Annotated in this window: 11 protein-coding genes; 3 read left to right on the top strand and 8 right to left on the bottom strand. The window is 63.3% G+C overall.

What is annotated here, in order from left to right:
* Nucleotides 1-16: 16 nt before the first annotated feature.
* The 6 genes from V5279_RS17300 to V5279_RS17275 all read right to left on the bottom strand — a co-directional run bounded on the left by V5279_RS17300 (nt 17) and on the right by V5279_RS17275 (nt 5,723).
* Entirely contained in the window at nt 17-1,042 is a 1,026-nt protein-coding gene (locus tag V5279_RS17300) for an ABC transporter ATP-binding protein (RefSeq protein ID WP_338699322.1), read from the bottom strand.
* Entirely contained in the window at nt 1,035-2,132 is a 1,098-nt protein-coding gene (locus V5279_RS17295) for an ABC transporter ATP-binding protein (RefSeq protein WP_338699320.1), read from the bottom strand. Before V5279_RS17295 ends, V5279_RS17300 begins: the two co-directional genes overlap by 8 nt.
* A 4-nt stretch (nt 2,133-2,136) precedes the next feature.
* A complete protein-coding gene (locus tag V5279_RS17290; RefSeq protein ID WP_338699318.1) occupies nt 2,137-2,265 on the bottom strand; it encodes a hypothetical protein in 129 nt (42 codons plus the stop codon).
* Nucleotides 2,266-2,342: 77 nt separating this feature from the next.
* Nucleotides 2,343-3,320, bottom strand: coding sequence for a carbohydrate ABC transporter permease (locus tag V5279_RS17285; RefSeq protein ID WP_338699316.1), 978 nt, complete (start codon nt 3,318-3,320; stop codon nt 2,343-2,345).
* Nucleotides 3,317-4,252 (bottom strand): sugar ABC transporter permease, encoded by a 936-nt coding sequence (locus V5279_RS17280; RefSeq protein WP_338701241.1) that lies wholly within the window; start codon nt 4,250-4,252, stop codon nt 3,317-3,319. The genes V5279_RS17285 and V5279_RS17280 overlap by 4 nt, the downstream gene beginning before the upstream one ends.
* A 112-nt stretch (nt 4,253-4,364) precedes the next feature.
* A complete protein-coding gene (locus V5279_RS17275) occupies nt 4,365-5,723 on the bottom strand; it encodes an ABC transporter substrate-binding protein (protein ID WP_338699315.1) in 1,359 nt (452 codons plus the stop codon).
* Between the two features lie 775 nt (nt 5,724-6,498).
* Here V5279_RS17275 and V5279_RS17270 point away from each other — a divergent pair.
* A complete protein-coding gene (locus tag V5279_RS17270; protein ID WP_338699313.1) occupies nt 6,499-7,212 on the top strand; it encodes a transglycosylase SLT domain-containing protein in 714 nt (237 codons plus the stop codon).
* 41 nt (nt 7,213-7,253) lie between these two features.
* On the opposite strand, the gene V5279_RS17265 is transcribed toward V5279_RS17270, so the two are convergent.
* On the bottom strand, nt 7,254-8,279 hold the full coding sequence (locus V5279_RS17265) for a histone deacetylase family protein (RefSeq protein WP_338699311.1): 1,026 nt from the start codon (nt 8,277-8,279) through the stop codon (nt 7,254-7,256).
* Nucleotides 8,280-8,322: 43 nt separating this feature from the next.
* Nucleotides 8,323-9,018 carry a GntR family transcriptional regulator gene (locus V5279_RS17260; protein ID WP_338699309.1) on the bottom strand — a complete coding sequence of 232 codons (696 nt, stop codon included), beginning with the start codon at nt 9,016-9,018 and terminating at the stop codon, nt 8,323-8,325.
* Between the two features lie 157 nt (nt 9,019-9,175).
* On the opposite strand from V5279_RS17260, the gene V5279_RS17255 reads away from it, so the two are divergent.
* Nucleotides 9,176-9,949: a class II aldolase/adducin family protein gene (locus V5279_RS17255; RefSeq protein WP_338699307.1), complete on the top strand. Its 774-nt coding sequence runs from the start codon at nt 9,176-9,178 to the stop codon at nt 9,947-9,949.
* 59 nt (nt 9,950-10,008) lie between these two features.
* Nucleotides 10,009-11,559, top strand: a complete 1,551-nt coding sequence (locus tag V5279_RS17250) for an ABC transporter substrate-binding protein (protein ID WP_166204094.1) — start codon at nt 10,009-10,011, stop codon at nt 11,557-11,559.
* The last annotated feature ends 26 nt before the right edge of the window (nt 11,560-11,585 follow it).

Here is an 11,585-nt window from a genome sequence, read left to right as displayed (position 1 = left end):
TGAACCTCTTACGCCTCTATTGAACCATCGCGCCGACGCGCTGCCCGGCACGGTCGAAACACAGCGGACGCACCAGTTGCAATTCGACCTCCTGGCCGGCCCGCAGCGGCTGATGCGGATCCGCCAGCGTCACCAGCGTTTCGCCCTTATAGTCCAGGTGAACGTGATTCTGCTCGCCGAGGTGTTCGACCCGATGCACCCGCCCGATCATCTGCCCGCCATTGCGCGTGGCGATCTGCAGGTGCTCGGTGCGGATGCCCACCGTCTCGGTTTCCGGCGGCATCGCCACATCGGACAGCAGCCGCGCCGGCAGGAAATTGATCTGCGGCGTCCCGAGCCGCGAAGCGACGTAGCTCGAGGAGGGATTTTCGTAGATCTCCCTCGGCGTGCCGAGCTGAAGCAATTGGCCGTCCCTGATCACGCCGATCCTTGATGCCATCGTCATGGCTTCGACCTGGTCGTGGGTCACGTACAGGATGGTGGCGCCGAGTTCGAGCTGGATCCGCTTCAGCTCGAGCCGCAGCTCGGCGCGAAGCTTTGCATCCAGCGACGACAGCGGCTCGTCCATCAGATAGATCGAGGGATCGCGCACCAGCGCGCGGCCGATCGCGACCCGCTGCATCTCGCCGCCGGACAGGCGGGTGGCACGGTTGTTCAGCTTGCTGGCGATATGCAAGAGCTCCGCGGTCTGCTCGACGCGCTTGCGGATCAACGGCTCCGGCACGCGCCGCGCAGGAGAGCGCAACGGGAACGCCAAATTGTCATAGACCGACAAATGCGGATACAACGAATATTGCTGGAACACGAACGCGATGTCCCGCGCACCCGGCGGATCATGCGTCACGTCGCGCCCGTCGATCATGACCGAGCCGGCGTCGGGACTCTCCAGCCCCGTGATCAGCCGCAGCGTCGTGGTCTTGCCGGCGCCGCTCGGCCCGAGCAGGACGAGGAATTCGCCGTCGCCCACCGTCAGCGAGAGGTCGCGCACCGCCTCCACCGCGCCGAAGCGCTTGCTGATATTGCGCAAGCTGACGTCAGCCATGGCGCACGCCCTCCTCGCTGGCGGTCCTGATCGCAAGGCCGCTGCCGATATCGAACAGCGCCAGCCGCTCGGAGTTGAATTCGAGGCCGATGGTCTCGCCGATCCGCACCGAGGCGCTGGACGGCAGCCGCGCGGCGACACGCCCATACGCCGTGTCGACGGTGACGATCTGCGTGGTGCCGAGATATTCCGCGCCGAAGACCTCGCCGCGAACCGATCCAGCGTCGGCGAAACGGATATGCTCCGGACGAACCCCGAGCGCCAGCGGTGCGCTCGCGCGGTCTTCTCGGATCTCGGGCACCGCGAGCCTGGTGTCGTGGAAATCGATCGCCCGGTCACCGGATCGCAGGCCGCCCTCGAAGCGCAGGAAATTCATCGGCGGCGAGCCGATGAAGTCCGCGACAAACATGCTGGCGGGCCGGTCATAGACCTCCTGCGGCGTGCCGATCTGCTCGACGCGCCCCTTGTTCATGATCGCGATCTGGTCGGCCATCGACATCGCCTCGAGCTGGTCGTGGGTGACATAAACCGTGGTCGCCTTGATGCGATCGTGCAGGTCGCGCAGCTCACCGCACATCAGATGACGGAACTCGGCGTCGAGCGCACCCAGCGGCTCGTCCATCAGGAACGCCTTCGGGCGCCGCACCATGGCACGCCCGAGCGCGACGCGCTGGCGGTCGCCGCCCGAGAGCTTCGATGTCTTGCTCGACAGCAGATGCTCGATCCGCAGCATCCGCGCGGTCTCCTGCACCCGTTCGCGAATCTCGTGCCTCGCCATGCCCTGGCACTTCAGCGGGAAGCCGATGTTCTGCCCGACATTCATGTGCGGATAGAGCGCAAACAGCTGGAACACGAAGGCGATGTCGCGGGCGGCGGCGCGGTGGAAGGTGACGTCCTCGCCGTCGAGCAGGATCTTGCCCTCGGTCGGCAGCTCGAGGCCGGCGATCATGCGCAACGTGGTGGTCTTGCCGCAGCCGGAGGGGCCGAGCAGCGCGAAGAAGCTGCCGTCGTCGATGGTGAAGGTCGAGCCTTCCACCGCGGTGAACTGATCGAACGATTTGCGCAGGTTCTCGATGCGGATCTGTGCCATGGCCCTATTCCGGAAAATGGCTGACGATGACGTAGCCGACCGTGCCGGCAAGAATCGTCACGAAAGAATAGCTGTACAGATCGATCGACCAGGGCTGCACCAGCATGAAGATGCCGCCCCCGATCAGGGTCATCGCAACGGCCTCCCAGCGGCTCCGCTGGAAAAAGCGATGGAGTGCCCCTTTGCCTCCCCGGGCAACCGCAGAACCGCTCATTTGCGCACCGCTCCGAAGGTGATGCCGCGCAGCAGATGCTTGCGCAACAACACGGTGAACATGACAATCGGGACGACGAACAGCGTGGTCGCGGCGGCAACCGCCGGCCAATCCTGACCGCCCTCACCGATGATGAAGGGGATGAAGGGCGGCATGGTCTGCGCCTCGCCGCTGGTCAGCAGAACCGCGAACGCGTACTCGTTCCAGGAGAAGATCAGGCAGAAGATCGCGGTCGCCGCAATTCCGGTGACGGCCTGCGGCAGCACGACCTTGCGCAGTGCCTGCAGCCGCGTATAGCCGTCGACCAAAGCCGCCTCCTCGTACTCCCGCGGGATCTCGTCAATGAAGCCCTTGAGCAGCCAGACCGCGAGCGAGACGTTCACGGCGGTGTAGAGCAGGATCATGCCGAGCCTGGTGTCGGTCAGATTGAGCTGCCGGTACATCAAATAGATCGGGATCGCGACTGCGACCGGCGGCATCATCCGCGTCGACAGGATGAAGAACAAGAGATCGTCGGCCAGCGGAATGCGGAAGCGGGAGAACGCGTAGGCCGCGAGCGTGCCGAGGAAGACGGCGAGGAAGGTCGAACCGAAGCCGATGATCAGCGAGTTGACGAAGCGCGGCACGACCTTGGACGGTCCGGCAATCACCATATCATGCTTGCGCACGAGCTTGTCATACCAGGTCTCCGGCGCCGGCAACTTGGCGATGAAATCAGGTGTCTGGCGGGTGCGCACGGTGAACAGGTTGACATAGCCTTCGAGTGTCGGCTCAAAGATCACCTTGGGCGGATAGGCGATGGCATCGCTTTGCGACTTGAAGGCGGTGGCGACGATCCAGAGCAGCGGCAGGATCGTGATCAGCGCATAGAGGATGACGAGGGTGCCGGCGAACGCCTTGGTGCGCGGCGAGGCCTCGACGATCGAGTGCGCGGTGGATTTGGCCAGGCCAGATTTGGCAACAGCAGCGGTCATCGTTGCTTCACCTTGTTGAGCGCTTTGACGTAGATGTTGGCGGCACCGAACACGGTCACGAACAGGATGATGGCGAGCGCGGAGGAATAGCCGGTGCGCCACTTCTCGAACGCCGCGCGCTTCAGCGTGATCGACACCAGTTCGGTGGTCGATCCTGGTCCTCCCGAGGTCAGCAGATTGACCATGTCGAACATCTTGAAGTTCTCGATCGCGCGGAACAGCACCGCAAGCATCAGGAACGGCACCGTCATCGGCAGCGTGATCGACCAGAACTGCCGCCAGGGCGAGGCACGATCGACTTCGGCGGCCTCATAGATGTAATCGGGAATCGAGCGCAGCCCGGCGAGGCAAATCAGCATCACGTAAGGCGCCCACATCCAGGTATCGACCAGCACGATGGTCCACGGTGCGAGCGATACCTGCCCGGTCATGCTGAACGAGCTCGGCGGCACGCCGGTGAACAGGCTGATCAGATAGTTGAACGGGCCGATCTGCGGCTGCAGCAGCAGCGTCCAGAAGTTGCCGACCACCGCCGGCGACAGCATCATCGGCAGCAGGATGATCGTGGTCCAGAAGCTGTGGCCGCGGAATTGGCGGTTGATCAGGAGCGCAAGGCCAAATCCGACCACCACCTGCAGCGCCACCGACGAGATCACGAACTGCGCCGTGGTCTGCAGCCGGGTCCAGACGTCCTCGTCGGTGAGGATATCGCTGAAATTGTCGAGGCCGACGAACCGCAGCGGCAGATAGGACATGCTGAGGTTGAGGCTGGTGAAGGATAGCCGGATCATCCAGATCAGCGGGAAAATGTTGATCGCAAGCAGCAGCGCGATCGTCGGCGCAACGAACAGCCACGCAATGGTGCGGTCCGACAGGCCACGGACACGCCGCGCGGCGCGGGATTTGGCGGGCTCGTTCACGCCCGGGATCATAGCATGATCGGGTTGCAGGATCGTGGTCATCTGTCCCATCGGCTGGCTGGATCGGCGTCCCCGAGGCGGCGCCCCGGGGAAGCCAGTTCGGTGAAGTCGCGTGGTCGCGGACCTATTGCGAGGCGACTTCCTTGCCCTGCTCCTTGAACACCTTGGTCCAGTCCTTGACCAGGAGATCGAGCGCCTGCTGCGACGTGCCCTTGTCGGCGACGACGTAGTCATGCACCCGCTTCTGCATGTCGAGCAGCAGTTGCGCGTAGGACGGCTCGGCCCAGAAGTCCTTGACGATGCCCATCGACTCCAGGAATTGCGGCGCGAACGCCGCGCTCTTCGGGAAGTCCGGCGCGTCGACCACCGCCTTCAGCGCCGAGTAGCCGCCGATCTGCCACCATTTCTGCTGCACGGCGCGCTGCGCAAACCACTTGATGTAGGCGAGCGCGTCGTCCTTGCGGTCGGAGGTCGCTACCACCGAGATGCCCTGCCCGCCGAGCTGGGTGAAGTGTCCCTTCGGACCGGCCGGATTGACGAAGAAGCCGATCTTGTCGCCGCCGACATTCGGATCCTTGTAGAGGCCGGGGAAGAAGGCGAACCAGTTCATCTGCATCGCCACCTGGCCGGACTTGAAGGCATCAAGCCCTTCCTGCATGTAGGCGTTGGTCATGCCCGGCGCGGTGCAGCACTTGTAGAGCTCCTTGTAGAATTCGAGCCCCTTGGCGGCGTCAGCTGAATTGACGATGCCCTGCATCTGGTACGGCTTCTTCGGATTGTCGTAGCCGAAGCCGTAATTGTAGAGCACGTTGGTCACGCCCATCGTGATGCCTTCCGAGCCGCGCTCGGTGAAGATGTAGGCGCCATAGACCTTCTTGCCGTCGATCTCGCGGCCCTGGAAGAACTCGGCAATCTGCTTCAGCTCGTCATAGGTCTTCGGCGGCGCCAGATCGCGGCCGTACTTGGCCTTGAACGCCGATTGAATCTCGGGACGCGAGAACCAGTCCTTGCGATAGGTCCAGCCCACCGCGTCGGCCATTGCCGGCAGCGCCCAGTAGTTCGGCGAATTCTTCGGCCATTGCGAGTAGCCGACAACGGTCGCCGGGACGAAGTCGTCCATCGAGATCTTCTCTTTGGCGAAGAAATCGTTGAGCTTGACGTACCACTTGTTCTCGGCGGCGCCGCCGATCCACTGGCTGTCGCCGATGATCAGGTCGCAGAGCTTGCCATGGGAGTTCAGCTCGTTGAGGAAGCGATCCGCATAGCTCGTCCAGGGGACGAACTCGTATTTCATCTCGATGCCGGATTGCTTGGTGAAGTCCTTGCCCAGTTCGACCAGCGCGTTGGCGGGATCCCATGCCGCCCAGCACAGCGTAAGCTGCTTGCCCTGCGCTGCAGCCTCGCCTCCACCGAATACCCCGAGCAGCGCTGCCCCGAGGACCGCCGTCGCCGCAGAGCTACCTAGCCATTTGAAGCTTCGCATGTCCGTTTCCTCTCTCGTTGATGCATCTAACCCACGCTGCGCGCCCCCTGCCGGAGCGACGCAAAGAACCTGAAGCCGAGTTGAGGAGCGATGGGTGAAGAACGAGACAGATCCATCCGAAACCTTTGTTCGGACGGGCAGGCTCCTCCCACACATCAGCTCGATGCGCGATGTTTAGTTTTTCTTAGTAACTAAACGTATTACTAAATTTCGACGGCCGTCAAGCGGGTTTCGCGCGAGCCCAAAGGGAATTGCGCGCCCGTCGACGCAGTACCGCGATGCAGCAAAAACAGCTTGTATGCTGGTCGACCGCGATCATCGGTCTGGTACGCGTGGACGTTTTCGCACCGGCTGGATCGAGGGAGCACCGGAAGCCGGACTATTTCCGATGTTTAGCAAAACGCTTTACTGAACGTTCAATGGAGCGAAGGCGCCGGCAAAGACCGATGCACAACGCCGGCACGTGTTGGAACTCGCTCGCCTGGCCGGTTCGTCAGGACACTGGAAATCTTTCGGCTCTAATGTGCTCCGCGTTTCACATTCGGCTCGCGGCAGAGGAGCCGCACCGGCGCGAATTCGAGACAGGGTTCATCGCACTCAACCGTCGCGGCTCCTGCCGCATCAGATTTCTCACAGGCTAACGATCTCCGTGTCCACGTTGCCCGCCACCAGGCCCGCCGCTCGCAAGAGGCGCGTTGGGCAACACTGGACCAAGACCATTCGGCTCGCTCGCGGCTGGCACGGCGCGCGCTGGATTTGGGCGAAGCTGGGTGCGATGCCGATCGCGATACGGGTTGCGATCGTCGGCGCAACGATCGTCGCACTCCTTCCGCTGGCTAACCTTGTTTTTCAGGTTGTCCGCAAACCGACCGAGCTGTTCTTCCTTGTTGGCACCGCGCTCGACAAGGAGCCGCCAGAGACCTGGCGGCAGTACGGAGCACATTTCCGCACCTACTCCACCGACACCGTCACGCCTGAGCTGCTCGCGGCGCTGGCGCAGACCGAGAGCTCGGGCAATCCGGTGGCGCGCACCTATTGGCGCTGGCGGCCGAGCTGGAATCCTCTCGCGATCTACAAGCCCGCCTCGAGTGCCGTCGGCCTTTATCAGATGATTGACGCTACGTTCGCGGAGGCGAACAGCTATTGCATCCGCCAGCACGCGGTCGTTGCGACGGACTGCTGGTTCAACAGCCTGTATGTTCGCACGCTACCGAGCCATGCCACGGAACTCACTGCGGTATCCCTGGATCGCGGCGTTGCCAGAGTTCTCGCGGCCGCGCCGAAGAGCACGGCAAATCCGCAACAGAAGCAAGACCTCGCTGCTCTCATCCATCTCTGCGGCACCGGTCCCGGACCGGCCTTCGTGCGCCGCGGCTTCCAACCGGCCGCCGGCGAACACTGCGGCGATCACCTCGTCGCGGCGTACCTTGCCAAGGTCAACCGGATGAGACGTCAATTTGTGAACCTTGCCGCGAACGACCGGAACTAAGCCCGCAGTAGTCTACCCCGGACAGCGCGCGACGGATTCAGCTAGCGAACGGCTTCGAATCCGCCGAGAACCGACGTCAGGTTCTTCCCAAGTATGTCGGACAGATATCCGCCCTCCTGCACCAACACGGTCGGAAGTCCAAGCCGTGCAATGGCGCTGCCGATGCGTCCAAATCCGCCGGTGGTGACGGCAAGACCCGCGAGAGGGTCGTGCTCGGACGCATCAAGGCCGAGCGCGACAACCAGCGCACCCGGCTCGAAGGCGCGGATCATCTTTTCCGCAGTGGCAAGCGCCTGGATATAGCCGTCATCCCCGGTGCCGATCGCGAGGGGAATGTTCAGATTGGTGCCAAGCCCCGATCCCGCGCCGCGCTCATGCGCGTAGCCCCAGACGAACGGGTTGAAGAAGGTCGGATCGGCATGGATCGAAACGGTCAGCACGTCGGACCGTTCGTAGAAGATGCCCTGCGTGCCGTTGCCGTGATGCACGTCGACATCGAGGATCGCGACGCGCTCGTGCTTGAGGCGGAGATGCGCGGCCGCGATCGCGCTGTTGTTGAGAAAGCAGAAGCCGCTGGCGAGATCGCGATAGGCATGATGGCCGGGCGGACGGCACAGCGCGTAAACCGCATCCTCGCCCTCCATCACCATCTGCGCGGCGGTCGTCGCAACGTCGGTTGCCGAGCATGCGGCGGCCCACGTGCCCGGCCCGATCGGGCATGAGGTGTCGATGGTGTGCCAGCCGAGCTTGCCGACGATGTGCGTCGGATAGGTACCGGCGTTACGAACCGGATGCATGTTCGCGATCATCTCCGGCCCGGAATCACCGAGCGCGGACCAGGCGTCCCAAGCTTCGGCAAGGAAGCTCAGATATTCGGGACTGTGCACGCGGGCGCGCGGCCCCTGTCCGAATGCGGTCGGCGCGACCAGCGTGTGCTCGCCTGCCCTCAATCCTGCCAGCAAACGATCGGCGCGTTCGGGCTGCTCCGTGGTGCGCGTGACCACACCGCGCACGAGGAAGAATTGCGGATCGTGGCTGCGGTGCAGTTCGGTATAGACGGCCTTCACAAGCTACTCCTGTTCGCTGAATCCGATTGCGCGAGGTGCGCAGTCACTTCGCCGCGGCGGGCCACGGCGGAATCTCGCGCACCAGCCGGCCGACTTCGCGCCAGGCATGGCCGAGGTGGTGATCGATATGGGCGACAATGCGCTCGGGATGACCGGCCTCGATCGCGGCGAGCACCGGCTCGTGGGTGCGCGCGATCTCGTGCGGATCGTCGTAGAGCCGACCGATCAGGCCGATCACCATGCGCAGCTCGGAGGCGAGATCATCGAACAGCCGCAGCATGCGCTTGTTGCCGGCGATCTCGCAGATCAGGCGGTGAAACCGGTAGTCTTCCTCGACCTGCCGCGCCGGATCGTCGAGATCGGCCATCTCGTGCAGCACCTCGATCTGCCGGCGGAGCATGTCGCGGGTCTCCGGCGTCAAATTGCGCGCGGCAAGCACTGCGGCGTGCCGTTCGACGCAGAGACGCAGATCGTAGATCTCGTCGATATCGTCGGCGGCAAACTGACGAACGAAGAAGCCGCGGCGCGGATGGGCGACGAGCAGCCCCTGCTGCTCCAGCAATCGCGCGGCCTCGCGCACCGGCGCCCGGCTCACACCCAGCTCGCGTGCCACTCCCGCTTCGACGACCTTTGACCCCGGCGGCAGCCGCCCCTGGACAATGGCTTCGGTCAGCCGACGTGCGACCTGGCCGACCAGATCGGTCTCATTGAGGGCCGGCAAGCCAACCGGAGGGGACATTGTGCGCATCAAAAGGGTCCGTTTTGACCCTTGTACATTATTTAATCGCCGATTGTCGACAGTTTAGACTTGATCAATTCTTAGATTGTCGACAGTTTAGTGGCGCGGGTATTGCAACGCAACAGAAACGGCCCGCGGACAGGGACTAGCCACAACGATGACGACGCATGTGCGGCCCGAGGCCGTGAAGGACCAGAACCAGCAATTCCGTATCGACCTCGCCGCGGCCTACCGGCTGATCCATCGGCTTGGGCTCGATGACAGCATCTACACGCACATCTCGGTGCGGCTGCCCGGCCGGCATGACCGCTTTTTGATCAATCCCTACGGCCTGCGCTTCGAGGAGGTCACGGCTTCCAAACTCGTCACTGTCGATCTCGACGGCGTCGTCATCGACGATCCGCTCGGGCTCGGCATCAATCCTGCCGGCTTCACCATCCATAGCGCCGTGCATGCGGCGCGGCCGGACGTCGCCTGCGTACTGCACACCCACACCGTGGCCGGTGTCGCGGTGTCCTGCCAAAAGCAGGGCCTGTTGCCGCTCAATCAATGGTCGATGCAGTTCACCGGCTGCCTCGCCTATCACGACTACGAGGGCATCGCGCTCGATCTCGACGAGCGTCAGCGCCTGATCGCCGATCTCGGCGACAAGTTCGTGATGGTGCTGCGCAATCACGGCATGCTGACCTGCGGCCGCTCGGTCGCCGAGGCGTTCAAGCTGATGCACAACCTCGAGCGCTCGTGCCGCGCGCAGCTCGCGATCCAGGCCGCCGGCGCCGCCATCGCGCCGCTGTCGGATGCGGTCGCGCACAAGACCGCCGGCCAATACGCAACCTTCTACGACAGCATCGAGACGAAGGGCGTGCCCGACACCGAGTGGGCAGCCTTCAAGCGCATGCTGGAGCGCACCGATCCCGATTTCATGAACTAGTCGTCAGCCCGCTTCCCGGAGCCGTGGCCGGGCGAAACGAACAACAAGAGAGATTGCACATGTTGAAGCGAGTATTGCTGAGCCTTCTGGTCGCGAGTGCCCTGAGCACCGCGGCATTCGCCCAGGAGCCGAAATCCGGCGGCGTGGTCAACGCGGTGATCCAGCCGGAGCCGCCCGGCCTGATGGTCGGCCTGGTGCAGAACGGCCCGACCCAGATGGTCGCCGGCAACATCTACGAAGGCCTGCTGCGCTACTCGCCGAAGCTCGAGCCCCTGCCCGGTCTCGCCGAAAGCTGGAGCGTCAGCGAGGATGGCAAGATCTATACGTTCAAGCTGCGCAAGGGCGTCACCTGGCATGACGGCAAGCCGTTCACCTCGGCCGACGTCGCGTTCTCGATCGACTTCCTCAAGCAGACCCATCCACGCGCCCGCGGCAACCTCGCCCAACTCGACAAGGTCGAGACGCCCGATGACTCGACCGTTGTGTTCACGCTGAAGCAGCCGTTCGGTCCGTTTCTCGGCATCTTCGAGGTCGGCTCGCTGCCGATGATCCCCAAGCACATCTACGAAGGCACCGACTACAAGACCAATCCGGCCAACAACACGCCGATTGGTACCGGCCCCTTCATGTTCAAGGAATGGCAGAAGGGCTCGTTCATTCGCCTGGTCAAGAACCCGAGCTACTACATCAAGGGCAAGCCCTATCTCGATGAGATCTACTGGCACGTTATTCCCGACGCTGCCGCGCGCGCGGTGGCGTTCGAGACCGGCAAGATCGACATCCTGCCTGGCGGCTCGGTGGAGAATTTCGACGTGCCGCGCCTGTCCAAGCTGAAGAATGTCTGCGTCACCGGCGCCGGCTGGGAATTCTTCAGCCCGCATTCCTGGCTGTGGCTCAACAACCGCCAGGGCCCGACCGCGAACAAGAAATTCCGCCAGGCGCTGATGTATGCGATCGACCGCAACTTCGCCAAGGACGTGATCTGGAACGGTCTCGCCAAGGTTGCGACCGGCCCGTCGGCGTCAACCATCAAGTACTACACCGACAAGGTGACCACCTATGACTACGATCCGGCCAAGGCGAAAGCACTGCTGAAGGAGGCCGGCTACAATGGCGAGAAGGTCCGCCTGCTGCCGCTGCCGTATGGCGAAACCTGGCAGCGCTGGGCCGAGGCCGTGAAGCAGAACCTGCAGGATGTCGGCATCAATGCCGAGATGATCGCAACCGACGTGCCCGGCTGGAATCAGAAGGTCTCCGACTGGGACTACGACATCGCCTTCACCTATCTCTATCAGTATGGCGATCCGGCGCTCGGCGTCGGCCGCAACTACGTCTCGAGCCAGATTGCCAAGGGCTCGCCGTTCAACAACGTCGAAGGTTACTCGAACCCCGAGATCGACCAGCTGTTCGCCGACGGCGCCACCGCCTTCCCGGATTCCAAGCGCGAAGAGATCTATCTCAAGGCGCAGAAGATCCTCACTGACGACGTGCCGGTGGCCTGGCAGCTCGAGCTTCAGTTCCCGACCATCACCCGCTGCAACGTCAAGAATCTGGTCACCACCGCGATCGGCGTCAACGACGGCTTCCGCGACGCCTGGCTCGACAAATAAGATTCATCACCGGGCCGCGGCGTGCA

Origin of the sequence: Bradyrhizobium sp. 26S5 (genome assembly GCF_036923295.1) — a bacterium.
Lineage (GTDB): Bacteria > Pseudomonadota > Alphaproteobacteria > Rhizobiales > Xanthobacteraceae > Bradyrhizobium > Bradyrhizobium septentrionale.
This window is presented reverse-complemented; position numbering and strand designations above follow the sequence as displayed.

What these genes read in the sequence shown, in the direction of transcription:
- V5279_RS17300 (WP_338699322.1), bottom strand. Translation starts at nt 1,042, where the DNA reads ATGGCTGACGTCAGCTTGCGCAATATCAGCAAGCGCTTCGGCGCGGTG.
- V5279_RS17295 (WP_338699320.1), bottom strand. Translation starts at nt 2,132, where the DNA reads ATGGCACAGATCCGCATCGAGAACCTGCGCAAATCGTTCGATCAGTTC.
- V5279_RS17290 (WP_338699318.1), bottom strand. Translation starts at nt 2,265, where the DNA reads ATGACCCTGATCGGGGGCGGCATCTTCATGCTGGTGCAGCCCTGGTCG.
- V5279_RS17285 (WP_338699316.1), bottom strand. Translation starts at nt 3,320, where the DNA reads ATGACCGCTGCTGTTGCCAAATCTGGCCTGGCCAAATCCACCGCGCAC.
- V5279_RS17280 (WP_338701241.1), bottom strand. Translation starts at nt 4,252, where the DNA reads ATGATCCCGGGCGTGAACGAGCCCGCCAAATCCCGCGCCGCGCGGCGT.
- V5279_RS17275 (WP_338699315.1), bottom strand. Translation starts at nt 5,723, where the DNA reads ATGCGAAGCTTCAAATGGCTAGGTAGCTCTGCGGCGACGGCGGTCCTC.
- V5279_RS17270 (WP_338699313.1), top strand. Translation starts at nt 6,499, where the DNA reads ATGCCGATCGCGATACGGGTTGCGATCGTCGGCGCAACGATCGTCGCA.
- V5279_RS17260 (WP_338699309.1), bottom strand. Translation starts at nt 9,018, where the DNA reads ATGTCCCCTCCGGTTGGCTTGCCGGCCCTCAATGAGACCGATCTGGTC.
- V5279_RS17255 (WP_338699307.1), top strand. Translation starts at nt 9,176, where the DNA reads ATGACGACGCATGTGCGGCCCGAGGCCGTGAAGGACCAGAACCAGCAA.
- V5279_RS17250 (WP_166204094.1), top strand. Translation starts at nt 10,009, where the DNA reads ATGTTGAAGCGAGTATTGCTGAGCCTTCTGGTCGCGAGTGCCCTGAGC.